Source organism: Salinarchaeum laminariae (genome assembly GCF_023204835.1).
Classification (GTDB): domain Archaea; phylum Halobacteriota; class Halobacteria; order Halobacteriales; family Salinarchaeaceae; genus Salinarchaeum; species Salinarchaeum laminariae.
The window spans coordinates 257,546-283,664 of record NZ_CP096270.1 but is presented as its reverse complement, the minus strand read 5'-3'; the positions used below and the strand labels follow the sequence as shown (position 1 = coordinate 283,664).

Genomic DNA, 26,119 nt, shown 5'->3' with positions numbered 1-26,119 from the left:
TTTCGGTCGCTTGCGAATAAGCATTGTGCGTTTCGGGATACCGCAACTGGACTCGGCGATCCGCGCCCGTCGTTTCACAAAGTTTATTCGCGCGTTGGGACTGGGCCACGGTAATGAGCGCCGACGCCGAGCAGGATGGACGGTCGGAGTCTGAGGCCGTCCTCGACCGTCTCCATGATTGGTATCACGTGCCCCTCCTCGCTGCGATTCTCGGGGTGATGTTGTGGTTCCGCACACGCGCATACGACCATTTCGTTCAATCCGATACGGTCTATTTCGGTGGTAACGACCCGTACTATCACTACCGTGCGACGATGTACAGCGTCGAGAACTGGCCACGTCGACTCTACGGCGACGCGTGGACCCACTTCCCATTCGGCGGTAACGTCGGCAATTTCGGTAGCCTCATGGACCAGACGGTTGCGACAGTTGCGCTCGTCGTCGGTCTCGGCGATCCCTCCGCGCGTCAGGTCGCTATCGTCGCCGTTCTGGCGCCGGCCGTCATCGGTGCCCTCTGCGTATTCTTGGTCTACTGCATCGGCAATCGGCTGAGTGGTCACCGAATCGGTGGTATCACCGCGGCCGCAGTGCTCGCACTCGTTCCACAGAATTCGTGGGTCCGACGCAGCACCGCCGGATTCTACGATCACCACGTCGCCGAGGCGTTCATGATGGCCGCTGCGATCCTGGCCATGCTCTACGCCCTGGACACGGTACGTCGCGAGCGTCCCGTGTACGAGCAGCTCCTTGATCGTGACTGGGACGGCCTTCGACCGACGCTCCAGGCGAGTGCAGCTGCAGGCGTCGTGATGGGTCTCTACCTACACGTGTGGGCTCCTGGGATAGTTCTTGGTGGCATATTCGGGGTCTTCTTCCTAGTTGCGATGAGTCTCCTGGTCGTCCGCGGCGAGAGCCCGGAGCATCTCGCGTTCGCGGGCGCGATTTCGATGACCGTAGCGGCACTGACGATCCTCCCGTGGACGCTCTCGCTTGAGTTTTCGAGTGCACAGATGTCCTTACTGCAGGTGGTCATTCTTCTCGGGGTCGCTGTCGGCTGTGTCGTGATGGCTGCACTCTCGCGGTTCTGGGACGACGAAGGGTACGATCCCAACCTCTATCCGGCCGCCGTCGGTTCGCTGGTCGTCCTCGGTCTTGCAGTCATGTGGTTCCTCCTTCCGGAGGCCTGGGCTTCTCTCGAGGGCGGCATTTCCCGCGTCGTGCCGATGGGTCAATCCGACACGCTCGGGACCGTCTCCGAGGCTCAGCCGACGGGCTGGGACAACTTCGGTGAGAAGTTCTACGACGGTTACGGGTTCACGTTCTTTACAGCACTCGCAGCTGCCGCCGTGATGACCGTGCGTGCTACGCTCGCCGACAGGCCCCGGTCGGACTATCTCCTGATCGTGGTCTGGTCTGCCTTCGTGTTCTCGATGGCGATGTCCCAGACCCGGTTCCACTACTATCTCGTTCTCGCCGTCGCCGTGCTCAACGGCTGGCTCGTCGTCCAGGCGCTCGAGCTGGCTTCGCTCCCGTCCTTGCAAACGATCGAGAACGTCGAGGCCTATCACGTACTGACCGTGCTCGCGGTCCTCACGATCCTCTTCGTGCCAATCGCCTCGCCGATCGCAGCCACGACGGCCGCGGAGCAGTCCGAAAACAACGGTCCAGGTAGCGTCGCCTTCTGGCAGGACAACCTCGACTGGATGGAGGAAAACACCCCGGAACCGGGGACCTTCGGCGGTGCAGACAACGAGATGAGCTACTACGGCCCCTACGACGAGATCAACGACTACGAGTATCCCGAAGGGGCCTACGGCGTGATGTCGTGGTGGGACTACGGCCACTGGATCACCGTCGAGGGAGAGCGAATACCGATCGCGAATCCGTTCCAGGAAGGGCCGCGTACCGCGAGCTCCTACTTCCAGGAAACCAATGAGACGCGCGCCAACATGTATCTGGAGGCGCTCCCCTCGGACGAAATCAGCGGGGGCCAGCTCTACGGCGCCAACGAGTCAGAGCTCCAGGCCGCCATCGACGCTCGCACCGAGCAGGAGGCGGGCGAAGAGACTCGCTACGTCATGATCGACGATCAGATGGTCGGCGGGAAGTTTAGCGCGATTACGGAGTGGACCGGCCCAGGTGCGTCGGCGTACACGAGTCTCCAGGAGTTCCCGGCGGGCAACGACAGCGTCTCGCTACAGGCGCTGAACGAACAGTACGACAGCACGATGCTCAGCCGGATGTACTTCAACGACGGCAGCACCGTCGGTCAGGCTGACGCCGACGCGCTGGAGCACTACCGGCTGGTCTATGAAAGTCCGACGCAGTCGACCGTCCTCTCCGTCGCCCAGCAGACGGAGAACGGCCTCCGGAGCACCGGTCTGACGGGGATCGACATCGGGACGCTCCAGCAGTACTACCCCGGCGTCTACAACTCGATCAACAGCCCGGGCGGGAGCTTCGTCCCGTACGACGTTCGTTCGGAGTCTGCTGTCAAGACCTTCGAGCGGGTCGAGGGCGCGACGCTCACCGGAGAAGCCGAACCCAACCATACGGTGCAGGCCTCCGTCCAACTGGAAACAAACACCGGCCGCACGTTCACGTACGCCCAGGCCACGGTCGTCGGTGAGAGCGGGCAGTTCGAGATCACGGTGCCCTACGCGACGACGAACGGCCTCGGCCCCGACGACGGTTACACCAACAGCTCCGTGATCGCCAACGGCAGCTACACTGTCAGCTCCGGTACCTTCGTTAACGTCACGGCGGAGGCCGAGAACGTCTCGGTCACCGAGCAGGCGGTCTACGACGGCGAGACGATCGACGTCGATCTCGAAGAGGTCGAGACGAACGGAACTGATGGCACCAACGGTGGGAACCAGAGCACCGGCAACGAGACGAGCACCGACGCCGTCAGCGGCTCATCGACGGATACTGCGAGTGGCTCTTCGACCGACACTGCGAGTGGCGCCTCGACGAGCATTTCCTCAGCATCTGGCTCCAGCGCGGCACCGGTGACCGGGTCCCCGGTTTCCCCAACCGCCTCGGCCTCTACGGCCGCATCAACGTCAATGTCCACCTCGACGGCCGTGACCGCCACCGACTGGGCGGCGCTTGCCCCGAACGAGGCGCTCACAGTGGGCCAGGACGCGCTCGGCGACAGTCTCGAAGCGTCGGTACGTTCGATCACCGATCTACCTACCGACCTACCGTTCGCGGGGTAACACCGTGGAGCCACGCGACGCCCTCACGACTGCGCTGAAAGGGGCTGCCATGGGGACCGCCGACATGGTCCCTGGCGTCTCCGGCGGGACCGTCGCGCTCATCGCCGGCATCTACGACCGGCTCATCGCCGCGATCGCCACACTCCATCCGGCACCGCTCTTGCACCTGCTGCGGCCGCACGACCCCGAGTCGCGTGCAGCGTTCGTCGAGGCCTGGCGGGAGATGGATCTCACCTTCCTGCTCGTCCTCGGCACGGGGATGATCTCGGCAGTGGTCGTGCTCTCCCAGCTGATTCCGATCGCGCTGGAGGACCATCGTGCGCTCACAGGCTCGTTCTTCGTCGGGCTGATCGCCGCGTCGGTCGTGTTGATCGGCCGTGACGTCCCCTGGACGCGGGTGCGGGCCGCCCTCGCCACCGCCGCGGCTGCACTCGTGGTCGCCGTCGCGACGGTCACGGTCAGCCTCGCGGAGCCATCGCCGCTGTTCGTCTTCGTCGCAGGCGCGATCGCGATCTCTGCCATGGTGTTGCCCGGGCTCTCTGGAGCCCTGCTCCTCCTGATTCTCGGCCAGTACGAGTACCTTCTCGGCAAGCTCGACGAGTTCCTCTCGGCGATCGTCGGCATCGCGACCGGAGATGCTCCCGAGACGATCGTCGATCCGGCTGTGGTCGTCGTCGCCTTCTGTTCGGGGGCGGTCATCGGCCTCCTCACGATCGGTCGGCTGGTCGATCGCGCACTCGAGCGCGACCGCGCGACGACGATCGCCGTCCTCGTCGGGCTGATGGCCGGCGGGCTCTACCCACCTGGCCGCATGGCCGGGAACGCGATGAGTGGCTCCGCCGTGGAGGTCGTCGCGGCGGTCGTCGTCGCGATCGTCGGCGCCATCCTCGTGACGGCGTTCGACGCCGTGACGAACGACCTGGACTACGTGTAGTGACTCTTGAGCGCTGGAATCCGATTTTTGCTGGCACTTTGCTCCGGTAGTCCCTCGTCTAGGGATCCTCACGAACCGTTCTCTCCGAAGCTACCGATAGAAACAGTCCGACTACTCCGATCGCCGCGCCTTTCGCCGGTACTCGCCGTAGCGATCCTCCGGGGAGAACGGCGCTGGCGCGCTGTTGACGGCCTCGGCGCCACACTCGGGACAGACGTCGCCAAGTGTGTAGACCGGGCGCTCGTGGGTGGATTTCCAGGCCGAGCAGACGTGAATGTCGGATTTCATCGAAATGGAGACGCTGGCCGCCTTCGGACGCTGTCGCGCTACTCGTCTTCCGTCCGACGATCTCGGTGGAACTCGCCCGCGCCACCGATGCCTTCGATGGCGTCGACCGCCCGCGCGCCACTCTCTTCGAGCTCGCGCTCCGCGGTCTTGTAGTTGGGCGCCTGCACGCGCAGTCGGTACTCGGGCGAGCCGACGTAGGTGACTTCGAGGTCGACCTCGTCGGGGACTTCGCCGTTGCCCTCTGCGGCCTGCAGCGCCTCCTTCACGTCGTCGACGCCGTCGGTGCCGGGTGACTCGAGGTCGACGTAGCCGGTGACGGTGACGTAGGGAACGGAGACGTTATCGCGTGCGGCCTCGACGATTGCGTCGATTTCGTCGTCGTCGAGATCGACGCTCTCCAGGGCCTCGTGCCCGCGGATCGCGGACTCCTCGAAGGCCTCGTACAGCGTGCCGTACTCGGCCAGGAGCGCGTTCGCAACCTCGGTGAGGTCCTCGTCGTCGCCCTCGGGGAAGGCGATCTCCATCCAGTTGTCGGCCTTTTGCTCGTTCTTCCACTCCTGGATGGTGTCCGAGCGCTGGTGGTCGTTGACGTCCTTGATCGAAAGGTCGATCTGCTGGCTGGACTCGTCGACGTCGAGGACCTTCGCGACGACGGTCTGGCCCTCCTGGACGTGGTCGCGGACGTTCTTGATCCAGCCGGAGGCGACCTCACTGATGTGGACCAGCCCGCGCTTGTCCTCGTACTCCTTGAGGTCGACGAACACGCCGAAGTCCTCGATCTCGTCGATTTCGCCGACGACCAGCTCGCCGGGCTCGGGCCAGCCGCTGTACTTCATGTGTGGGACTCCCGGGACTCGACGACCTCGAGGATCTCGGCGTCGAGCGTCGACAGGCCGCCGGTCGGCGTCGCGAGCGTGGTGCCACAGACGGCGCAGACGACCTCGCTGGCGGCCTTGCCGAAGACGACCTGCTCGTTCTCACAGTCCGGGCATTCGACCCGGAGGAAATCTCCCGCCATCGTTACTCCTGGAACTCCAGACGACCGGCACGCCATCCCTCGCGGAGATGCGCCTTGCCGCAGTCGCCACAGCGGTATTTGAGGTCGGTCTTCTTGGTGGGCTTGTCGCCACCGGGGACCTTCGAGAACCGACCGCGGTTCCCGATGCCTTTTCGGCCGGCGCGCTGTCGGCGCGCGTCCCACTTGAGGCCGGTCGTACGACCGGATCGGACCTTCTCGACCTCGTGCTCGTGATGTGCCTTACAGTGCGGGCAGTACGTGTTAAAGCGGCGTGGCATCTCCATGCGTAATCACCTTGGGGAATTGGTTGCGTGGCGTGGCTTAAACCCCCTACGGTTCGCCCCCGGTCCGTTGGGGCGCGGTTCGTCTCCGCTCTGTGTTGGGTAGTGTTCGTTTCCGTTTCGCTGAGCCACCCAGACGCCCGGTCGCTCGTCCATCCGCTGCCCAGTCGCTCGTCACCCGCCGCCCGTTCACAGATCCCGGTCGCCGCTCCCCGAGAGGAGCAGGACGACCATCGAGAGCCCGGAGATCACCATGAGAATGAACGCCGGCATAGCGGCGTACTGGTAGTAGGCCGCGTCCTGGGCGCGCCAGATCTGCGTCGCGATCGTCTCGAACTCCGTCGGCTTGATCATCAGCGTGATCGGCAGCTCCTTCATCGTCGTGAGGAAGACGAGCGCGCCGCCCGCGACGATCCCTGGCAGGATCTGCGGGAGCGTCACCCGCCGGAAGGCCCGGAGCGGCGAGTCGCCGAGCGTCCTGGCCGCCTCCACGAGCCGCGAGTCGACCTGGAGCGACGTCGAGCGAACGTTGCCGACGGCCTCGGGCAGGAACCGGACCACGTAGCCGAAGATCAACAGCGGCAGCGCCTGGTAGGCCCAGGGCACCAGCCGGGTGCCGAAGTAGACGAGGGCAAGCCCGAGCACGACGCCGGGCACGGCGAACCCGAGGTACGTCCCTCGTTCGAAGAGGTCGCCGAGCCGGGAGTCGTGGTGGGCGGAGAGATAGCCGATCGGGATCGCCGCAAGCGCCGCGATCACCGCGGCGGCGAAGGATATCTGGACGGAGTTCGACGCCATCGCCCACTCGAAGGCCAGATCCTGGCGTCGGGTCGTCCCGGGGCTCGTGAGCCACTGGAAGAGGATCCAGAGCGGGACGACGAGTGCGAGACTCGCCACGGCGGCCGGGAACGCCATCGCCGGCCATCGCCAGCGCCCGAGTCTGACCGGCCGGCCGCGGCCCGTCTCGCCCTCGCTCTCGGTGCCTCCCTTCGAAATCCAGCGTTCGAGGACGAGCACCACCACGACGAGCGCGAGGAGCTGGAGCGACAACACCGCCGCCTCGGTCAGCCCCGAGATGTTGAACTCCCGGTAGATCTCGCGGGTGAACACCGGCAGCCGCATGATCGACGGCGTTCCGAAATCCGAGATCGCGTACAGTGCAGCCAGCAGCGCTCCTGCGCCGATCGCCGGCCGGATCTGTGGCAGCGTCACCCGCCAGAACGCCGAGAGCCGGCCGTGGTTGAGCGTCCGCGCCGCGTCGATGAGTCTCGCGTCGACGGTCAACAGCGCTGCACGGGTCGTGAGGTAGACGTAGGGGTAGGTGTAGAGCGTGATGACGAGGATGGCGCCCGGGAGGCCGTAGATCTCCGGTATCTCCTCGACGCCGAGTGGCGCGAGCGCGTTCTGGAACTCGCCACGTGGCCCGAACGCCGAGACGGCCGTGAACGCGCCGACGTAGCTCGGAATCACGAGCGGGAGTGCGACGACGATCGTCCAGAACCGGCGGAATGGAAGGTTCGTCCGAACGGTGAGATACGCGAGCGGGACGCCCAGCAGGATAGATCCGACCGTGACGCCGACCATCAGGTAGATACTGTTGACCAGCACCTCGCGGGCGCCCTCGCTGGTCGTCAACTCCCAGGCAGTGTCCGGATCGATCCCCGCGGCCATCACCAGCAGCCAGCCCAGCGGAAACACCACGACGGCCGCGATCACGCCACTGAGCGCGAGCAACGGCAGTGGCGGTCGCTCCTCCGCAGATCTGCCCAGCCGCTCGCGCACCGACATACGTCCACGAAGCAGTTTCAACGGGTATAAGGTTTAGGTTTGCCTAATCTCCCGCGTGCAGCTGACCAGGCGGGACGCCGCAGCGGCGCTGGCGGCGCTGGGATCCGGCGGTGCGGTCGCACTCGGTGCCAGACAGTGGCAGCGGGACTCGGAGGACCCAGAGGAGGCCGATCTCGCCAGCGACGGTGCAGTCCGGGACGCGATGGTCGCCGTCGCCGAAGTGGTCTATCCCAGCGAGGTCGAGGGAATCGGCGAGTTCGTCGAAGGGTTCCTCGCCGGGCGACTCGACCGCGAGGGCCACGGCGACGGACTCCGACGCGCGGTGGCAAATCTCGACGAGCTCGGGCGGGCGTGGTACGACGATCCCGTCGCCGAGCTTCCGCCCGCGGATCGCGACGCGCTCCTTCGCGAGACCGGCGCGGACGGCGTCGACGAGGCGCCCGACGGCAGTGCCGCCGAGCGGATTCGCTACTACGTCGTGAACGACCTCTTGCTCGCACTCTACGCGTCGCCGACAGGTGGCGAACTCGTCGGCATCGAGAATCCGCAGGGCCACCCCGGCGGGCTCGAGAGCTACCAGCGAGGCCCGAACGGATGAGTGAGACGAGCACCACTGCGGGCGGGAGCGGATCGGCGGCGGACGACGTCGACCGCTCGCCGGTCTCTGGTGCGGACGTCTGCGTAGTCGGCGCCGGTCCCGCGGGCTCGCTCGTCGCCGACCGGCTCGCCGCCCGCGGCCACGAGGTCGTCGTGCTCGACGCTGGCCCGCAATTCGACGATTCCGAGCGGATCGAACGGATGGAGCGGGCGATTCGTCCCGCCTACGATCGACCGGACGTCTGGGACGGTGGCGGCGAGCGCGACGCCTACGCATCCACGGGCGAGCAGTTCTACCCGCTGAACCAGGCCCGTTCGAAGGGAGTCGGCGGCTCGACGCTCCACTGGCAGGGGATGGTGATGCGCCTCCACGAGGACGATTTCAACTCCGGGAGCGCACGCGGCGTCGGCCCGGACTGGCCGATGGACTACGCGGACCTCCGCCCGTACTACGCCGAGGCGGAGACGGAACTGGGCGTCGCGGGGGCGGACGACAACCCCTTCGCGCCGCCCCGGGAGGAGCCCTACCCGATGCCGGCCTTCCCGCCCTCCTACAGCGATAGCCTGTTCGCCGAGGCCTGTGAAGAGGCCGAGATCGCGATGCACTCCGTGCCGAACGCGCGGAACTCCGAGAGCTACGACGGCCGAAGCCAGTGCGTCGGCTACGGCACGTGCCAGCCCGTCTGTCCCTCCGGCGCGAAGTACGACGCGACCGTCCACGCCGATCGCGCGGCCGAGCGCGGCGCGACCGTCGTCGACCGCGCCCCGGTCCAGCGCCTCGACCACGGTCCCGACCGGATCGAGGCCGCGATCTACGCGACGCCCGACGGCGAGGAGCACCGACAGGAGGCCTCGGCCTTCGTTATCGCTGCCGGCGGCGTCGAAACGCCGCGACTCCTCCTGCTATCGGACTCCGAGCACTACCCCGACGGGCTCGCGAACTCCAGCGGTGCGGTCGGGCGCTACTTCATGGACCACCTCTTCGCCGGCGCGGGCGGCGTGCTCGACGAGCCGACGCGACAGAACCACGTCGGATTCATGACCAGCGAATCCCACCAGTTCTACGACGACGCGGACGAAGGCGTGGGGCCGTTCAAGCTCGAGTTTCTCAACTACGCCGGCCCCTCGCCCGTGGAGCAGGCGCTCACCGGCGACGACTGGGGCGACGAGCTGCTTGGACGGCTCCAGGAGTCTTACGGCACCAACGTCGCCGTCGGCGGGCTCGTCGAGCAGCTTCCGCGATCCGAGAGCTACGTGGGCCTCGATCCCGACCGGACCGACGACCACGGCAACCCCGTGCCCGACGTCCACTGGTCGATCGGCGATCGCGCCCGGCGCACGATCGAGCGCGCGAACGAGGTCCAACACGAAATCCTCGACGCGCTCGGTGCGGAGATCACCTGGACCGTCGGCCCTGACGCCACCGGCCCCGCCTACCACCACATGGGCACGACGCGGATGGGGACCGATCCCGCCGAGAGTGTGGTCGACGCCAGCCTCCGGACCCACGACCTCGAGAACTGTTGGATCGCCTCAAGCAGCGTCTTCCCGACCGGTGGCGCGCTCAACCCGACGCTGACGATCGCCGCGCTTGCTCTGAAGACCGCCGATCACGTTGACGAGTCGCTCTGAGCTGGCCGTCTGTGCTTTCGAAGCCCACCGGTGCGTGGGGGTCCCCCACGTTTTAGGCAAACCTAAAAGCTTAACCGTGGGCGCTCGTGAGTCGGTCGTAATGAGTAAGCACGCGGCCGCTACGGACGATGCGGGCGATGACGCCGTGGAGAGTGAGCCCCGCGAGACCGACGATGGCGGTACCGCTGCGGGAGACGACCAGTACACCTTCGACGATCTCGCGGTCGTGATGGGCACTTACAACGAAGAAGAAGCCATCGCCACCGTGCTCGAGGACGTCGAGGAGATTACCGACGGCAAGGCCGAGGTCGTCTGCGTCGACGGCTCTTCGGATCGCACGCCCGAAATCGCCCGCGAGCACGGCGCGACCGTCATCGAGCAGGAGCCCCAGGGGTACGGCGTCGCCGTCTCCGCTGCGATCCACGCGCCCGATCGCCCGATCGTCGTCACCACGGACTGCGACGACACCTATCCGATGGAGAAGCTCCCCGAGTTCCTCGCGGAAATCAACGACGGCGCCGACGTCGTCAGCGGCGACCGGATCTCGCCCGGCGCCGACGCGATGCCCGGATTCAACCGCTTCGGCAATCAGGTGTTCGCGCTCGTCGCCAGCGCGCTCATGCTCCGCCGCGTCCACGACACGACGACCGGCATGCGCGCCTACAGCAAGGAGGTCATCGAGGCCATCGAGTGGACGGAGAACACCGGACTCTCCGCAGAGCTGCTGATCCGCCCGCTCATGCGCGGCTACGACGTCCGGGAGCGGCCCATTCCCTACCGCGAGCGCGCTGGCGAGACGAAGCTAGACCCGATCCAGGGCGGCGCGGCTATCCTGAAGTCGATCGTCAAGGTCTGCGTTCAGGAACGAGTCCGGTAACGCCCCGGCCACGGATCGCAGCGATCGATCGGTGCAACGTCGGTTCAATGGCCGCCAGACGTCGCATGGAGGCCGACGATCCCGACGACGATGACGCCGATGAACCCCAGCCGAAAGAGGGTGGCTGGTTCGTCGAAGATGACGATCCCCAGTGAGGCCGTTCCGACAGCCCCGATACCCGTCCAGACGGCGTAGGCCGTGCCGATCGGGAGGTCCTTCACGGCCTGAGCCAGCAACAGCATGCTGACCACGAGCGCGAGGGCAGTGCCCAGCGTCGGGACCGGCTTCGTGAGTCCATCGGAGTACTCGAGCCCGATCGCCCAGCCGATTTCGAACAGACCAGCCAGGAGCAGGATATACCAGGACATGCCTCTTGCTCGTACCACACGGATCCGTCTATAGGTTCTGTTCGGTGGTGGTCCGCGGCCGATGTTACGACCGAATACACGCTTCCGATGTGGCGCCGAACCGGCGCTCATCGGAGTTTTCGGCCCGATCCGCGACACTCGCACCTTCGCCGAACGTGAACCAGGGTCGTCGTACTCGTCGTGGATAGCGCACTCTCATGGCGAGATGGCGGTGAAGCTAAACGCCCGAACCAGCTACGAACCCTCATGCACCCACCGGGCGCCTCTACCGTCCTTCTGCGCTACGGCGATCTCGCCACGAAGAGCCACGCCGTCGCGACCCGGATGCGTGACACGCTCGAGACCCATCTCCTGTCGCTGCTCGACGCCCGGGATCTCGATGCGACCGTCGACATCGGACACGCGCGGACGATCCTCGAGACCGAGCCGGATGCGGTCGAACCAGTCGCCCACACCGCGGCGGACGTCTTCGGCGTGGTTTCGACGAGTCCGGCGCTGGCCGTCGAGCCCACGCAGGAGGCCATCGAGGCGGCGCTCGCGGAGACCGCCGCAACGCACTACGACGGCGGGACGTTCGCGATCGACGCCCGCCGGGCGCACGACGGCCACCCGTTCACGAGCGAGGGCGCGGGGCGATTCGGCGGCGACGCGGTCGGGGCCGGCGCGCCCGATCACGTCGAGCCCGTGGTCGATCTCGACGATCCCGATCTCACCTTCGAGGTCGAAATCCGCGAATCGGTCGCGTACGTCTCGATCGAGCGAATCGACGGCCCGGGCGGGCTGCCCTACGGCACGCAGGCGCCGCTGGTCGCGTTGATCAGCGGCGGGATCGACTCGCCCGTCGCGGCCTACGAGGTCATGCGCCGGGGCAGCCCGATCGCCCCCGTCTATCTCGATCTGGGGGACTACGGCGGTCCGGACCACGAAGCCCGTGCGGTCGAGACCGTCCGAAAGCTCGCGTGGCACGCCCCTGCGGAGGACTGGGAACTTCACCGCGTTCCAGCGGGCGACGCCGTCGCGTCGATCGCCGATGCCCTGGATCGCGGCCGGATGCTCGCCTTCCGGCGCTACATGGTGGCCGTCGCAGCGGCGATCGCCGAGGAGCAACACGCCGCGGGGATCGTCACGGGCGAGGCGATCGGCCAGAAGTCCTCCCAGACCGTGCGGAACCTCTCGGTGACCGACGCCGCGAGCGATCTGCCAGTCCACCGGCCGCTGCTCACCTGGGACAAGGACGACATCTCGAACGCTGCCCGGGATCTCGACACCTTCTCCGAGTCGACGATCCCCGCGGGCTGCAACCGGTTCGCCCCCGACAGCGCGGAGACCGGCGGCTCGCTGGAGCGGATCCGCGAGCGCGAGCCCGCGGATCTGTTCGAGCGAGCGAAAACCGACGCCGCGGATGCGGAGCTGATCCCCATCGAGCCGGTTGCGCCCACTGACTGGTCGAACTGACCGGAGCGGTCCGAGGGGCGACGGTTCTGCGGGTGTTCTACCGATCGGATTCCTCTCCGAGCAGCCCGTTCTCACCGTGGAGCGTCTCGTGAATGCCGACGATCAGCGCCGGCACCACGATCATGAACAGGTGCTCCTCGATCGGGATCCAGAGGACGTCGACGCCAGTGCGTTTCTCGATCGAAAAGACGCCGACGTGGAGCGTGTACCAGTCCCAGAGGTACGCGATTGGGTAGAGCGCGAGGATGGTCCAGCCGGCCTTTCTGAGCGCGTCAGCCCGATAGAGCAACGCGAGTGCGACGGCACCGAAGGCGACCTCCGTCGCGAGATAGGTGTAGCCGCCGAGCGCGGTGATGTCTGGGAGGAGGCCGGCGTGAGGCATGCTGGCAGTTGGTCCCCCGGCGAGAAAAGCGCTGGTCCGACTTACTGCGCGTCTGCCAGGTTCTAGTACTGTCCGAGCAGGCCCTCTCGCCGCGACCGCCGCTGGGCGAGGTGGAAGCACGCATAGCCTGCGAGCAGGTAGGCCGTCGAGGTCGCGAGCAGCAGGCCGAGCTCCCAGGCGGGCATCCCCCACAGCGGGATTCCCTCTGCCATCGCCTGGCTGGTCAGATAGCTTCCGTGGCTCATCGGAAGCAGCCGCAGTGCGGGGATCTCCCCGACGGGTGCGGCGATCAGGCCGACGAACGCGAACTGCACGAGCTGGAAGAGGTTCTCGACGCGTTTGAACACGAGCGCGAGCCCGGCGAAGGCGAAGCCGATGCCGACGACGGAGCCAAGCGTCAACACGAGCAGCGGCACGACCGTCAGCGGATCGACGGCGAGCACTTGCCCGGTCACGGCCATCATGAGCGCGAGCATGACCCCGCCCCAGAGGAAGCTCAGGAGGACGTTCACCGCGGTCTTGACGCCCATCACGCGACCGATCCCGTGTGGCGACATGAACAGCCGCTCGAGGGTTCCCCACTGCGCCTCTCGCGTGACGTTCCAAGAGAGGCCCGCGTAGGCGACCGTCGACATCGTCCAGAGGAAGAAGCCGACGATGAGGCCGTCCAGCGAGTCCGTGAGAGAGGCACCGGCGACGGCCTGCCCGCCGTAGAAGATCGCGAGGAAGAACGCGAAGATCGTCGCGAACTGGCTCGCGGTGTTGAGCGGGTAGCGCACGAGTAACAGGAACTGCTTGTGCAGGACGACGCGGATCAGCGCGAGCACCGACGGAGCGCTACCGCGCTCGCCGCGGTCGTCTGCGGTCGGCTCGGCACCCTTAGCGCTCGCCATCGGCGATCACCTCGGTGTCGCCGGCTGCAGAATCGTCCGGCTGTTCGCCGACCGACGCTGCCGTCGGTTCCGATCCACCCCCTGGTCCGGTCTCGGTCAGCCTGAGGAACACGTCCTCCAGCGTCGGTTCTGCTGTCTCGACGTCCAAGAGGGGCCGGCCCGCAGATCTGAGCGCGTCGAGTAGACCGGCCGCAGCCTCCGCATCGATCCCCGTAGCGTCGATCGTGACGGCGTTTCCCTCAGCTTCGTGCTCGGTGGCCGATTCGTCGCCGGACATGCGTTCGGGAGCCGAGCCGTCGCCAGGATCGCGTTCGTTGCCCTGTTCGTCTCCTCGCTGTGCGGCAGGCTCACGGATCGTCGCGTCGAAGCGCTCCCGGAGCGTCACAGCGAGTTCGTCGTCGATGGGGCCCGCTGTCGTCACGGAGAAGCGTTTCTCGCGAAGGACGTTCACCAGCTCGCTCATCGAATCGTCGGCGATCACGCGCCCGTCCTGCAGGATCGCGATTCGGTCGCAGACGGCCTCGATGACGGCCATGTCGTGGCTGCAGAGCACGATCGTCACGTTCTCGCCGTCAGCGAGTCGGCGGAGTTCGCTCCGTAACTCGATCGAGGACTCGACGTCGAGTCCGAGGGTCGGCTCGTCGAGGAAGACGACGTCGACGTCCCGGGCCAGCGTCGTCGCGAGCGAGACCTTCTGTTTCATCCCCCGTGAGAGTTCGTTGACGACTGTGTCGGCGACGTCGGCGAGATCGAGGGATTCGAGCAGTCTATCGTGGCGCTCGGTCAGCCGGCCGGGATCCACGCCGCCGAGTCCGGCGAAGTAGCGGAGGTTCTCTCGAACCGTCAGCCGCCAGTAGACGTTTCTGGCGCCTTCGAGCATCGCGTCGACGTGTCTGTATGCGATCGCGGGCTCGTCGTGGACGTCGACGCCGCAGATCTCGACGGTGCCGGCGTCGGGTAGCACGAGCCCGAGCATCGACTTGATCGCAGTCGTCTTTCCGGCGCCGTTGGGGCCGAGAACGCCGAGGACCTCGCCATGATCGACAGACAGTGACACGCCGTCGACTGCCCGGACGGCCTCGCCTCCCTCGCCGAACGTCTTTGCGAGTCCGTCGACCCGGAGCGCAGGGGCCCGAGCTGGTGGGTTCGCTGTCATTACTCGTCCCAGGCGAGGGATCGTCGTAAGGGTTCCCAGAATGGCCGTTCAGTATTATTTCTGACGTGTTTGATCGTAACTGCTACGGCACACGCGTCGAACGAACTGCCATGACCGAGGACGGACGGTTCCAGCAGGGAGGCTCCGAAGCAGCCGAGGACCGACACTCCCTCGCCGACGAGTCGGAGGGCATCTTCTCGCTGTTGGGCGACGAAACCCGTCTCGAGATTCTCCTCGAACTGGCGGACCGATCCGATCCGGAGACCGCCAACAACGCCTGCTCGTTCTCGGAGCTCCGTCGTGCGGTGGGCGTCGACGACGCCGGCCGGTTCAACTACCACATCGACACGCTTCAGGACACCTTCGTCACCAAGGACGAGGAGGGGTATCGCGCCACGCTCGCGGGGCTCGAGGTCGCCTCCTCGCTCTACGCTGGCCGCTACGCACGCAGGGCCGACGAGTACACTGCAGCAACCGAGTACGACTGTCCGACTTGCGAGGCGCCGCTGCAGATGACCTACGAGTCCGAACACGTCGCCCTCTCCTGTGAGAACGACCACACCTGGTTCTCGTTCCCGGTGCCAGCAGGCGCGACTGCGAACCGCTCGCCGGGCGAACTTCTCGACGTCGCGGTAACGCGTGCGTCGGTGAACATCGAACTCGCGCGTGAGGGCCTCTGTCCACGGTGCTGGGGAGAGATGACCGTCGACCTGCAGCCACCCGACGATCACTTCGCCGGGATAGAGACGCCGCGCCCGCGTGCGGACGTCGCCTGCGAGCGTTGCTGGCTCACCTACCACGTTCCGGCGTCGCTTGTCGTCGCTCGAACGCCGCCCGTCGTTGGGTTCTACGCCGACCACGGGCTGGCCCCCGAGGAGGCCGTACTGAGCGATCGGAACGTGCTCGAGAGCGGGGACGTGACGGTGCTCGAGGAAGATCCGCTCGTCGTGGAGCTGGCGATCTCACTCGGCGAGGAGACCCTGACGCTCGAACTGGCAGACGACGGGGAGCTTCGGTCCTACGAACGGACCGGATAGAACGACCTGATTGCGACCCTCGGTCGCTTCGGGCGGTCTAACCGGAACTGCACCGCGTCACTCGGCCCGATCCTCCCGCACGGACTCGAGCAGGAGACGCTGCTCGACCCGCTCGACCTCGCGCTGGACGTCGGCCACGGCGTCGACGTTCGCGGAGATCGAACTGATCCCCGCGTCGACGAGGTGGCGAACCATCGCGGGTTTGGAACCGGCCTGCCCGCAGATGCTCGTCCGCACGTCGTGGGCGCGGCAGGTCTCGATGACGTCGCCGATCAGCTCCAGGACCGCAGGGTGGAGCTCGTCGAAGCGATCGGCGACCCGCTCGTTGTTCCGATCGACCGCCAGCGTGTACTGCGTGAGGTCGTTCGTGCCGAAGGAGACGAAGTCGACGCCTTCCTCGCAGATTCCCTCGACGCAGAGTGCGCTCGCCGGCGTCTCGACCATGACGCCCCACTCGGTGTGGCGGGGGTCCAGCCCCACCGCCTTCATCTGCTCTTTCGCCGCGCGGACGTCCTCGGCGTCGGTCACGAGCGGGAGCATGAGCTCGACGTTGTCGTAGCCGAGATCGTGGCATTTCGCGACGGCGGCCAGCTCCGCGCGGAATGGGTCTGGCCGATCGAGCGAGCGGCGGATCCCGCGGTAGCCGAGCATGGGGTTGTGCTCTTCGGGCTCGTCCCCGCCGCCTTCCAGCGTGCGGAACTCGTCGGTCGGCGCGTCGAGAGTCCGCACCCGTACCGGTCGGGGATAGAACGCCTCGGCGACGGGCTGGATGCCGTCGGCGACCACGTCGACGAACGCGTCCTCGCCCTCCTCGGCGATGAGGTGCTCGGGGGTCTGTCCCGTCGAGAGCACGACGTGCTCGATTCGCAGGAGCCCGACGCCGTCCGCGCCGGTCGCGGCGGCTCGCTCGGCAGCTTCGGGAATCGAGACGTTGACCTTGACCTCGGTCGCCGTCGCTGGCGGGACCCGATCCGTCGCCTGTGAGCCGGCGCCGGCCGCGGTCGATCCGCCCGCACCGACCTCGTTGCCCCCGCTTTCGCCACCGCCACCCTCGGTTGCCGTTCCTGCGTCGAGATCGTCGATCTCACCGGCAGTGACGCGACCCGTCTCGCCGTCGATCGCGATCGACTGCCCGTCCCCAATCTCGGTCGTCGCGGCGCCGGTCCCGACGACGGCAGGCACGCCAAGTTCGCGAGAGATGATCGAGGCGTGGCTCGTCATCCCGCCCTCGTCGGTGACGATGCCCGCGGCTCGCTGCATCGCCGGCACCATGTCGGGCGTGGTCATCTCGGTCACGATCACGTCGCCGGTTTCGACCTTGTCGAGTTCGTCGAGCTTGTCGACGATGCGTGCCGGGCCAGCGGCCGCTCCCGGGGACGCGCCCAGACCGGTGACGAGCAACTCGGCGCTGGCGAGCGTCTGGCTGCCGCCGTCGGCCGCGCTCGTCTGTGGCGTGCCGTCGGTACCGGCGTCCGTGCCAGACTGATTTCCCCCGGCCATGCCCGCGTGATTCACCCCACTCGAACCCGCTGACCCGGAATCGCTGGCAGCGGGACTCGCTTCCTCGCTGGGTGATTCGACGGTCCCCACGTCGTCCGGGAGTGTCGTAATCGGGCGCGACTGGAGCAGATACACGGTCGCTCCGTCGAGCCCCGCCTCGGCGTCGACGCCGCTGACGGGCATCTCCCCGTCCTCGTGCTCGACGATTGCCCACTCGACGTCCTGGGGCGTGCCGTAGTGGTCCTCTACGGACTCCCCGATCTCGCGGAGCCGTTCGAGCGCTTCGGCGTCGAGGACGCGTCGTTCGCGATCCGCGTCGGCCACTGGCTCCTCGATCGTCTCGCCGGTTTCGGGATCGCGCACGTACTGAATGCGCTTGTCGGCGACGGAGACGTCCGCGACGGTCCCCTGCTCCCGATCGAGGACGTAGTTGTCCGGCGAGACTTCCCCGGCGACGACGGCCTCACCGAGCCCCCACGCCGCTTCGAGGATCATCCGGCCGTCGCCGGTCGAGGGGTGGCTGGTGAACATGACGCCGCTGGCGTCGGCGTCGACCATGAGCTGGACGACGACGGCGATGTCGACGTCGCTGGCGGGGTAGCCCTGCTCCTGCCGGTAGTAGATCGCGCGCTGGGTGAACAGCGACGCCCAGCACTCCCGAACCGACTCGAGCAGGCCGTCCCGATCGACGTTGAGGAAGGTCTCCTGCTGGCCCGCGAAGCTGGCGTCGGGCTGGTCCTCGGCGGTCGCGGAGGAGCGCACCGCGACGAAGGGGTCGTCTTCGAGGGACGCGCCGAGCTCGTCGTAGGCGCCGAGGAGCTCCGACTCGAATCCTTCCGGCGTGTCGGCCTCCCGGATGAGCGTCTGCGCTCGCTCGGCAGCGCCCGCGAGCTCGCTCGGATCGTCGGCGTCGACCGAGACGGCGTCGTCGAGGGCGGCCTCGACGCCGGCCGCCTGGAGGAAGGATCGGAACGTTTCCGCCGTGACGACGAACCCTGGCGGGACGGGCAGCCCTGCAGCGGTCAGTTCGCCCAGCGAGGCGCCCTTGCCGCCAACGCTCGCTCCGTCGTCGACCCGGACGTCGGACAGCCATCTGAGGCCCATCTATACGCAGTCCAACACCGACGGCGCCAAAGAATGTTCCGAACGTTCATTATAAAGTTGAATTCGGTCCCGAGTGACCCTGCACGACTGCTGTCAGGTAGGAGGTCGCTTCGGAGAGTTTTGACGCTTCAGCCGCTATGGCCAGTCCCGCTGCTTCGCCCACTCAGGCCATATTGGACTGTCCAGCGAACTGCCTGGCGACGGCTCTCCTTCTTCAAGCGACTCCAGTAGGTATCGACCTGTTGCCCCTCCGAGTGATGCGTCCTGGGTGGAGCTAGCGCTAGCCATGAAGCTACTGGGTACAACCATCGTGGATCGAAGGGAACGCAAACCGCCGTCTCAGCGCTCGTCGTCTTCCTCGTCGTCCTCGTGCTCGATCGTCTCGACGACGTCGAGGGGAACGTCGTGGAGCGCGCCGCCGACCTCGCTCTTGGCGATCCGCTGGGCGTGTTCGGTACTGTCTGCGTTGAAGACTTCCATCTCGAGGACCAGCCCGACGAGAGCGGTCTGCGCGGCGATGAAGGCCGAGTCGAACGGCTCGCCACAGGCCGGACAGCCCGTCGCGCCGACGTCGACCTCGACGTAGTCCATGTCTTTCTGATTGAGGCGTTTGCCCGCCTCGCTGACGGCGACCCCGATGGCGTCGTCGATCGACTCGACGTCTCGCACGAGCCACGCTGCCTCCATCACGACGAGGTAGTTGCTCATACTCCGACCTGTGGGCCGGAGGGAGTGATACCTTGTGGTTCGGCCGCGTCACGGCTGCCGCTCGACGGTCACAGTCCATGCGCACGATCCCTGAATAATCTGCATAACGTATGCCTGCCCACCGGCTCATTGAGCCCTTACTTTGGCGTCACAGCGCCCCGAACACTCATCTAGTTGAGACGAGTGCAACTACAGTTGAACCGCTATACTGCGCCGGGGTGCTCTGTCACTATCGACCGAGCTGTCGGCTAGCGGGCAGTAACCCTTATGTAGGGTCCGGGGACCACGAACGAGGTACGTCCGATGATCGATCGCGTCCACCGCGCAACCCTGTTCGCCCTGTACCAGCTGTCGATCGCCCTCGGCATCGTCATGCTGCCGATCGCACTCGTAACCAACCGCGTCGGCCTCCCGCTTCCGGTCCACCGACTGGTCGATGGGCTCGGCAGTAGGTACGAAGCAGCCTGCGCACGCTGAAGCGACGGCGCTACCGGCTTCTCTCCGGCCGTTCTCTCTATCCGATCGTTCCCCGCCCACCGGCCGGTACCGGACGCCTTTTTATCCTCGGGGGCAGAATCACCCGTTAATGCGACAGCCACCGACCGCCCCGCAGACGCCCGCTGGCATCGACGACGGTCCCGAGGATCCCTTCGAGCCTCGTCTGGGCTCCCTGCCCGACAACGGCAGCGAGGACCTCGACTCCGTGGCCAAGACGGGCACCACGACCATCGGCATCACGACCGAGGAGGGCGTCGTCATCGCGACCGACCAGCGCGCCTCCCTGGCCGGCCGATTCGTCGCGAACAAGAACGTCCAGAAGGTCGAGCAGGTTCACCCCACCGCCGCACTGACGATGGTCGGCTCCGTGGGCGGCGCCCAGTCCTTCATCTCCAGTCTCCGCGCCGAAGCGAACCTCTACGAGGCCCGTCGCGGCGACTCCATGAGCATGCAGGCGCTCTCTACGCTCGCTGGGAACTTCATCCGCGGCGGCCCGTTCTTCGCGATCAACCCGATTCTCGGTGGCGTCGACGACGAGGGCAGCCACGTCTACACCATCGACCCCGCGGGTGGCGTCATGCCCGACGACTACAGCGTCACCGGCAGCGGGATGCAACTCGCCTACGGGACCCTCGAGCAGGAGTACGCCGACGACCTCACGACCGACGAGGCGATCGGCGTGGCGGCCCACGGTATCCAGAGCGCGACCGAGCGCGACACCGGCTCCGGTAACGGGATCTACGTCGCCGAAGTGACTGCGGAGGGCGTCGAGATCCACGGTCACGAAGACTACGCGGACGTCATCTAAAGCCCACCTTTTTCGAGGTGCGTTTCCTCACTCGCTACGCTCGTTGCGGGAACCCTCCGCGAAAAAATCTGGACCAAACAAGCCGCCTGCTCGGGTGTTGCCCTCGCAGGCAGTGAAACGGCTCGCTCCGCTCGCCAGAAGGCGAAAAACCGGCGGCTCGCTCGCAAATCGTGCTCGCTCGCCTTCGGGAACCGCTCGCGCGATTGGCGCTCGCGGATGCTCTTCTGTTTTCACGCGCCAGCCACCGCCGAGCGTGGGGTGGGTGCTCCGCTGCTACGAGGTGCGGTGTTTTCCGTGGATCTCCTTCCCTTCTCGGGGAAATCGATGTAGTTCCTACTTTTCCTTCCAAACAACGCCGTACGTAGTCATAAATGGATTCATCCCGGGTGAATAATGGGATATTAGGGATATTACTGATCGGGCGGCAAGCGTTATGGCCCGCGGCTGGTGACCGTCGCGTGACGCGAATGCACCAGCAGCCTCACCCCGAGCAGGACCTCGACGCCCAGCGCTTTGCACATCTCTTCGAGCACGTCCAGGACGCGATCGTCGACTTCGAACTCGTCGACGACGAGCCCGTCGTTCGGGCAGTCAACGACGCATTCGTCGATCTCTTCGGCTACGAACCATCGGAAGTGCAGGGGGAGTCACTCAACAGCCTGATCGTCCCGAGCTGGCTCGCCGGCGAGAGCGATCGGTTCGACGAGCGAACCGCGAGCGGCAAGCAAAACCACGCCGTCGTCGACCGCCGCACGGACGAGGGCGTCAAGACCGTCCTCTACCGGGGCGTTCCCTACGACGACGGCGATCGCGGCTTCGCGATCTACACGGATCTCACCGACGAAATTCGGCAGGAACGACAGCTCGCCGTGCTCAACAGGGTGCTCAGACACAACCTCCGCACCGAGGTGAACGTCCTCACGGGCCACGCCGAGGAGCTGGTCGAGGCCGCTGATTCGCCCGAACAGGTGGCCGCCGCAGAGACGATTCACGACAGCGCGCTCACGCTCTCCCGGCTCGGCGACGAGGCCCGCGACGTCGAGCAAGCCCTCGACGCGGATCCCACGCTCGACCCGATCGAGATCGAGGCTGCCGTCGACGACGCACGGGAGGCGGTGGAGCTACTCGACCGCGCCGACCTCGTGGTCGACGTCGGCGACGTACCGCGAGCGCTCACGGGCGGCCATCTTGATCGAGCGCTCGCCTCGCTGCTCGACAACGCCGTTCGACACTCCGACGCGGCGACGCCCGTCGTGACCGTTTCGGCACGCGAGACCGATGACGGCGTCGCGATCACGGTCACCGACGACGGACCGGGGCTCCCCGATCGCGAGCGACGGCTGCTCACCGGTGAGCTCGACCTGACGCCCCTCGATCACGGAAATGGGCTCGGACTCTGGCTCGTCCGCTGGATCGTCACGGCCTACGGCGGCGCTGTCGAATACACCGATCGCCCGGAGGGCGGAAGCGCGATCACGATTCTTCTGAACTCCCCTGCAGACCCCTGAACACGGTCGAACACGTCTATCCGTCGCGGGCGCAGGACCAGCCCGCCACGTGGCCGCACGTTCGTCTTTTGAGCGTCACTCGGGACACACTCCATGACCGACGACGGGCCTGACGCGGACGATCCTGAATCCGACGCTCCCGGAGGTCGTCGACCGCGTGGGTGGGGACGCGGACGTCCTCTTCGACATCGGCATCTGCCGCGGCTCGGACGCGATCGTCGCGTTGGCGCTCGGCGCGGACGCGATCATGCTCGGTCGCCCCTACGTCTACGAACTAGCCTTCGAGGGCGCCGACGGCCTGCGGGCAATCGGGCAGGATTTCACAGCGGATCTGGACCTGACGCGCGGGCTATCGGGGACAGCGATCGATTTCCAGGTTGGATCGGTCGGTGATCAGGGAGCGGGAGCAGTAGCGAACACGCTCGTTCGCGACTCTGGGACGGTGGCAGCCAGTCAGGGCTCGTAGTGTACCCGGTGGACGATAGTCTCCTCACCGTCGTCGATCGCCGTTACCACGATCTGGTCGCCGTCGGGATCGAGACTGACCGACCCCCAGGCGCCAGCCCACGTGGTCGACGCGTTCCCGTTCTGGTCGTTGTAGAACTCCACCTCGGTTCCAGCGATCGTCGACTCGATGCGGACGGTGTCGGCCTCGACGCCCGGGTCCTCAGTGAGAATCACCCTTGCCAACTCTGCGTCCGCGGCGGCCTGGTCCTCGCCGTCCTGCTCCCAGTTCCAGTCGACGCGGTCGACGACGTCCCCGTCTTCGTCGCGGATCTCGGGTTCGAACGCTTCCTGCGGATCGTCCGGCGTATCGTCCTCGGTGCTGGCGAACAGCACCGTCCACTCTCCGTCGTCGGTCGCGAGCGCCCAGGTGTCCTGTTCCTCGGAATCCGTCCCCTCAGTAGCGATCTCGACGATCGCGATGTCCTCGGAGCCGATCGCCGTTTCGAGCTCCTCAGCATCGTACCACAGGTCCGCGTACTCGAGCGCGAGCACGTCGTCGACCGTGGCGCCGATCGACATGCCCTCGACCTCGATATCCTCGGGCACATTTCCGTCCTCGATCGTAAACTCCCACTCACTCCCCTCCCATCGATCGGGGTGCATCGCGCTCGCGGGGTGGACGGCGTCCGCGACGGCGTCGACGTCGCCGTCCATGCCGGCGTCGACGTAGGCCTGGATCGCTGCACGGAAGTTCTCCCTGCTGGGGGCGTTGTCGTTCTCGGTGAGCAGTGAGGCGGCGTTCGCGCACCCTGAGAGTGCTGCTGCGGCTGCGGTTCCAGTTGCGAGCAGTACGCTCCGTCGATCTGTGGCTCGGAGGGCCATATCGGCTCATCTGTCGGCGGGGATCCTATACCGGTCCTCCCGGTTCAGAGCGAGAAACTCCCCGAAAGCTACCCCTCCACGGCCATCGCTATCGGCCCGTCTGACGGTACAGACGGGGCACCGGTCGCGGGAGTCTCCCCACCGATCGTCCGTTCGTCGATCCAGTGCAGATGCGTCTCGAAGCGCGCTGGATTGGGCTCCGGTCCGTCTCAGTCCCCGCCGGAGAGCTCCGCCCCGCAGTCCGGACACCGTTCGTGGCGCAGTTCCGCGCTGGAGGATCGCACGTCCCGCATCACGGCAGAAATTCGGTCCTCGGCGTCGAGTTCGTCTTCGACGGAGAGCTCCACGCCCTCGACTTCGAGCAGGAACTTCGCGACCTCCGTGGCCTCGTACATCACGTCGTCGAGCTCTTCGGCGGTGAAGAAGTCACACATCGCGCCGTAGAGGAAGGTCGCGCCAGCTGTCCGGACCTTGTCCTCGAAGGACGAGCGGGCCTGGTTCACGGCCTGTGGCGTGTACGTGTCGGTCATGAAGGGGACGAGCTCCGGGAGATTCTCGCCGATTTTCGTCATCTCGACGCCGGTCTCCGTGCGGAAGTCCGAGCAGAGCCGCGCGATCGCCCACTCGCGGGCGGTGATGTAGGTGCGATCGCGCAGGAACTCGTTGACGCGGTCGTACTGCGAGCCGTCGACCTTCTTGAACCGGTCGTACTTCTGGACGTCGTCGGGAACGCCGGGCTGGTGTCCGTTGTCGGTGGATTCGGCGTCGTCAGCAGACGCATCGTCGGCATCGTCCGTCGCAGTGTCGTCGGCGTCCGTTGCTTCCTGGTCCGCGTCGCCGTCTGAATCGGTCGAGCTGGACTCGTCGCCATCCGCTCCCGCCTCGCCTGGAGCGGCGTCCCCTTCGACCGATTCGGTCTCCGCTCCGTGAGATTCGGCGTCGGCCGATTCGGCTGCCCCAGCGGTGTCGGCACCGCCCTCGCCGTCGCCCGGGCCGTCTTCCTCTGCCTCCGCGGCAGCGTCCAGCGAACTCGTGACCTGGGGCTCGTCGGGATCGCGAACGAGATCTTCGGGGTTGGGGTCCCCGTCGCCATCGTCGTCGCTGTCGTGCTCGTCGTCATCGTCGGCGTCCGTGGCATCGTCCGCAGCGTCGTCGGCGTCCACGGGTTCGTCGGCAGTGTCGTTCGCAGCGTCGTCGGTGACGTCGTCGTCCTGCGAGTCCTCGTCCTCTCGGTCCGCTGCTGCCGCTTCGAGATCGTCGTTGCTCGGCCCGTTTTCTCGCTGGCCGTCATCGCTCGACTCATCTGCTTTTGATTCGCCGTCGCTGGGCTCGGATCTGGCCTCGTCACTCGATTCGCCCAGTTCCCCGTCGTCTTCCTCGTCTTCCTCCTCTTCGTCCTCGTCCGCTCGCCCGATGGCTTCGAGCTCCGCACGAGCGGCGTCGACGTCCGGCTCCTCCTCGCTCCGTGCGGGCGCGAGATCCTCTGCATCGACGTCGGATGGGGGTTCTTCCTCCTGCTCCTCACCACCGACGTCGGACTCGCGTTCTTCGTCCTCGTCGACGTCGGGCGCTCGGTCCCCGTCCTCGGCGTCGGGCTCCGCGTCCGGATCGTCGCCGGACGTCTCCTCGGTCATGCACCGGGGTTCCCCGCCTGCGAGCAAAAGCGTTGTGCGGTGCGGGGCGGCGACGCTTCATTCGGTGGGCGCAGTGTGAACTGGTCAGTGCAGCCTGGGTGTCAGTTCGGCAGGGCGACCGTTCCGGACACGTCGATGGGGACGTTCCCGACCTCGAACGCCTCGATCCCGCGATCTGGCCGGGCCCGGATCACCAGCGTCGGCTGGTAGGGGAGGTCGGGATGCTCCGCGCGGAGCGACCGCCAGGCGTCGTCGGGGAAGCTCGTGCAGTCGACGACGAGCAGCGCGCCGGCGTGGGTGTCGAGCTGGCCGCGGCCCTTCGAGCGAGCCGTCTCTCTGACGGCCGCGATCGGGGTGTTGGCGTTCGTGCGGCGGGCCGGCGGCTGCGGGCGGGCGACCTCGATCAGGGTGTCGTCGACGCGATAGTCCAGCGCGTAGCCGCTGCCGAGTTCGATCTCCGGCTCGAGATCGTAGCCGGCGTCGTGGAGCAGCTTGGCGACGGTGAACTCGCCCATCGCGGCGCGCATCCGCGTGAGATCAAGCCGGCCGCTGGTTCCGAGCTTCCCGGCCATCGTCTCGCGGTGGTCCTCGAGCACGCCGCTTTCGAGGAACTCGTCGTAGAACTGCAGGCCGGCGTCGCGGCTCGCGTTCGGGAATCCCGCGGCGTGCTCCTTGAAGAACTCCAGCGCGGTCTCGGTGCCGTCCTTGCTCATCAACACCGGCAGGAAGAACCACGTCAGATACTCGTACTCTTCGAGCCACGGCGCGCGGTCGTAGAGGTCGTCGAGTAGCTCGCGTCGCGCCCAGCGCGCCAGCTCGAAGGGGACCTCCTCCCAGCCGCGCTTGTTCGTCTTCCAGAGCGCGCTCGGCGTCTCGGTGTTGCCGAGCCAGTAGGCCTCGCCGTCGCGCCACGCGAACAGCGCGAGGTCTCCGTTGCCGAGTTCGAACCGCGCCGCGTCCCAGCCGTGAAGCTCGTGTTCGGGTTCGACCCACGTCACGCCTGCGTAGTCCTCGAGAGAGCCGTAGAGTTCCCGGCGGACGCGCTGGTCGGACCAGCCGCCGGTATCGTAGCGAAATCGAAGCGGGCTCGCCATGCCAGTACT

The 26,119-nt window shown here is 66.6% G+C and carries 25 protein-coding genes; 11 read left to right on the top strand and 14 right to left on the bottom strand.

Going from position 1 to position 26,119, the window contains the following annotated elements:
* The first annotated feature begins 113 nt into the window (after positions 1–113).
* Both MXF70_RS01475 and MXF70_RS01470 read left to right on the top strand, forming a co-directional pair.
* A complete protein-coding gene (locus tag MXF70_RS01475; protein ID WP_248516814.1) occupies positions 114–3,221 on the top strand; it encodes an oligosaccharyl transferase, archaeosortase A system-associated in 3,108 nt (1,035 codons plus the stop codon).
* Positions 3,222–3,225: 4 nt separating this feature from the next.
* Entirely contained in the window at positions 3,226–4,155 is a 930-nt protein-coding gene (locus tag MXF70_RS01470; RefSeq protein WP_248516813.1) for a DUF368 domain-containing protein, read from the top strand.
* Positions 4,156–4,266: 111 nt separating this feature from the next.
* Here MXF70_RS01470 and MXF70_RS01465 read toward each other — a convergent pair whose 3' ends face one another.
* The 5 genes from MXF70_RS01465 to MXF70_RS01445 form a co-directional block, all read right to left on the bottom strand.
* On the bottom strand, positions 4,267–4,443 hold the full coding sequence (locus tag MXF70_RS01465) for an RNA-protein complex protein Nop10 (RefSeq protein ID WP_248516812.1): 177 nt from the start codon (positions 4,441–4,443) through the stop codon (positions 4,267–4,269).
* Between the two features lie 38 nt (positions 4,444–4,481).
* Positions 4,482–5,279, bottom strand: a complete 798-nt coding sequence (locus tag MXF70_RS01460) for a translation initiation factor IF-2 subunit alpha (protein WP_248516811.1) — start codon at positions 5,277–5,279, stop codon at positions 4,482–4,484.
* Positions 5,276–5,461: a 30S ribosomal protein S27e gene (locus tag MXF70_RS01455; protein WP_248516810.1), complete on the bottom strand. Its 186-nt coding sequence runs from the start codon at positions 5,459–5,461 to the stop codon at positions 5,276–5,278. The genes MXF70_RS01460 and MXF70_RS01455 overlap by 4 nt, the downstream gene beginning before the upstream one ends.
* Before the next feature lie 2 nt (positions 5,462–5,463).
* Entirely contained in the window at positions 5,464–5,745 is a 282-nt protein-coding gene (locus MXF70_RS01450; RefSeq protein WP_248516809.1) for a 50S ribosomal protein L44e, read from the bottom strand.
* Between the two features lie 186 nt (positions 5,746–5,931).
* On the bottom strand, positions 5,932–7,530 hold the full coding sequence (locus MXF70_RS01445) for an ABC transporter permease (protein WP_248516808.1): 1,599 nt from the start codon (positions 7,528–7,530) through the stop codon (positions 5,932–5,934).
* A 55-nt stretch (positions 7,531–7,585) separates the two neighbouring features.
* Here MXF70_RS01445 and MXF70_RS01440 point away from each other — a divergent pair, with 55 nt between their 5' ends.
* From MXF70_RS01440 to MXF70_RS01430, 3 genes are all read left to right on the top strand, one after another.
* Positions 7,586–8,128: a gluconate 2-dehydrogenase subunit 3 family protein gene (locus MXF70_RS01440; protein ID WP_248516807.1), complete on the top strand. Its 543-nt coding sequence runs from the start codon at positions 7,586–7,588 to the stop codon at positions 8,126–8,128.
* A complete protein-coding gene (locus tag MXF70_RS01435; RefSeq protein ID WP_248516806.1) occupies positions 8,125–9,759 on the top strand; it encodes a GMC family oxidoreductase in 1,635 nt (544 codons plus the stop codon). The genes MXF70_RS01440 and MXF70_RS01435 overlap by 4 nt, the downstream gene beginning before the upstream one ends.
* A gap of 100 nt (positions 9,760–9,859) precedes the next feature.
* Positions 9,860–10,636 (top strand): dolichyl-phosphate hexose transferase, encoded by a 777-nt coding sequence (locus MXF70_RS01430; protein ID WP_510631683.1) that lies wholly within the window; start codon positions 9,860–9,862, stop codon positions 10,634–10,636.
* Positions 10,637–10,680: 44 nt separating this feature from the next.
* On the opposite strand, the gene MXF70_RS01425 is transcribed toward MXF70_RS01430, so the two are convergent.
* Positions 10,681–11,004 carry a DMT family transporter gene (locus tag MXF70_RS01425; protein ID WP_248516805.1) on the bottom strand — a complete coding sequence of 108 codons (324 nt, stop codon included), beginning with the start codon at positions 11,002–11,004 and terminating at the stop codon, positions 10,681–10,683.
* A 246-nt stretch (positions 11,005–11,250) separates the two neighbouring features.
* Between MXF70_RS01425 and MXF70_RS01420 the strand changes: the two genes are divergently transcribed.
* Positions 11,251–12,459: a tRNA sulfurtransferase gene (locus tag MXF70_RS01420; protein ID WP_248516804.1), complete on the top strand. Its 1,209-nt coding sequence runs from the start codon at positions 11,251–11,253 to the stop codon at positions 12,457–12,459.
* A 37-nt stretch (positions 12,460–12,496) separates the two neighbouring features.
* Here MXF70_RS01420 and MXF70_RS01415 read toward each other — a convergent pair whose 3' ends face one another.
* From MXF70_RS01415 to MXF70_RS01405, 3 genes are all read right to left on the bottom strand, one after another.
* Complete coding sequence (locus MXF70_RS01415; protein ID WP_248516803.1) at positions 12,497–12,841, bottom strand: lycopene cyclase domain-containing protein; 345 nt, start codon at positions 12,839–12,841, stop codon at positions 12,497–12,499.
* A gap of 62 nt (positions 12,842–12,903) precedes the next feature.
* Positions 12,904–13,734: an ABC transporter permease gene (locus tag MXF70_RS01410; protein WP_248516802.1), complete on the bottom strand. Its 831-nt coding sequence runs from the start codon at positions 13,732–13,734 to the stop codon at positions 12,904–12,906.
* On the bottom strand, positions 13,721–14,890 hold the full coding sequence (locus MXF70_RS01405; RefSeq protein WP_248516801.1) for an ABC transporter ATP-binding protein: 1,170 nt from the start codon (positions 14,888–14,890) through the stop codon (positions 13,721–13,723). The genes MXF70_RS01410 and MXF70_RS01405 overlap by 14 nt, the downstream gene beginning before the upstream one ends.
* Positions 14,891–15,000: 110 nt before the next feature.
* Here MXF70_RS01405 and MXF70_RS01400 point away from each other — a divergent pair, with 110 nt between their 5' ends.
* The gene (locus tag MXF70_RS01400) at positions 15,001–15,927 is read left to right on the top strand and encodes a winged helix-turn-helix domain-containing protein (RefSeq protein WP_248516800.1); all 927 of its coding nucleotides are present in this window, start codon (positions 15,001–15,003) and stop codon (positions 15,925–15,927) included.
* A 57-nt stretch (positions 15,928–15,984) separates the two neighbouring features.
* Here the strand turns inward: MXF70_RS01400 and ppsA are convergent, their stop codons facing one another.
* Together ppsA and MXF70_RS01390 are read right to left on the bottom strand one after the other, a co-directional pair.
* Entirely contained in the window at positions 15,985–18,531 is a 2,547-nt protein-coding gene (gene ppsA / locus MXF70_RS01395) for a phosphoenolpyruvate synthase (protein WP_248516799.1), read from the bottom strand.
* Between the two features lie 339 nt (positions 18,532–18,870).
* The gene (locus MXF70_RS01390) at positions 18,871–19,239 is read right to left on the bottom strand and encodes a DUF555 domain-containing protein (RefSeq protein ID WP_248516798.1); all 369 of its coding nucleotides are present in this window, start codon (positions 19,237–19,239) and stop codon (positions 18,871–18,873) included.
* Between the two features lie 303 nt (positions 19,240–19,542).
* Here MXF70_RS01390 and MXF70_RS01385 point away from each other — a divergent pair, with 303 nt between their 5' ends.
* From MXF70_RS01385 to MXF70_RS01370, 4 genes are all read left to right on the top strand, one after another.
* Positions 19,543–19,716: a hypothetical protein gene (locus MXF70_RS01385; RefSeq protein WP_248516797.1), complete on the top strand. Its 174-nt coding sequence runs from the start codon at positions 19,543–19,545 to the stop codon at positions 19,714–19,716.
* A 109-nt stretch (positions 19,717–19,825) separates the two neighbouring features.
* Positions 19,826–20,545: an archaeal proteasome endopeptidase complex subunit beta gene (gene psmB, locus MXF70_RS01380; protein ID WP_248516796.1), complete on the top strand. Its 720-nt coding sequence runs from the start codon at positions 19,826–19,828 to the stop codon at positions 20,543–20,545.
* Between the two features lie 467 nt (positions 20,546–21,012).
* Positions 21,013–22,053, top strand: coding sequence for a PAS domain-containing sensor histidine kinase (locus MXF70_RS01375; protein WP_248516795.1), 1,041 nt, complete (start codon positions 21,013–21,015; stop codon positions 22,051–22,053).
* Positions 22,054–22,210: 157 nt separating this feature from the next.
* Positions 22,211–22,519 (top strand): alpha-hydroxy-acid oxidizing protein, encoded by a 309-nt coding sequence (locus MXF70_RS01370; protein WP_248516794.1) that lies wholly within the window; start codon positions 22,211–22,213, stop codon positions 22,517–22,519.
* Here MXF70_RS01370 and MXF70_RS01365 read toward each other — a convergent pair.
* The 3 genes from MXF70_RS01365 to MXF70_RS01355 form a co-directional block, all read right to left on the bottom strand.
* Entirely contained in the window at positions 22,507–23,382 is an 876-nt protein-coding gene (locus tag MXF70_RS01365) for a hypothetical protein (protein WP_248516793.1), read from the bottom strand. The genes MXF70_RS01370 and MXF70_RS01365 overlap by 13 nt on opposite strands.
* A 209-nt stretch (positions 23,383–23,591) precedes the next feature.
* Complete coding sequence (locus MXF70_RS15350; protein ID WP_248518346.1) at positions 23,592–24,407, bottom strand: DUF5806 family protein; 816 nt, start codon at positions 24,405–24,407, stop codon at positions 23,592–23,594.
* Between the two features lie 710 nt (positions 24,408–25,117).
* Positions 25,118–26,110 (bottom strand): DUF5784 family protein, encoded by a 993-nt coding sequence (locus MXF70_RS01355; RefSeq protein ID WP_248516792.1) that lies wholly within the window; start codon positions 26,108–26,110, stop codon positions 25,118–25,120.
* Positions 26,111–26,119: the final 9 nt, after the last annotated feature.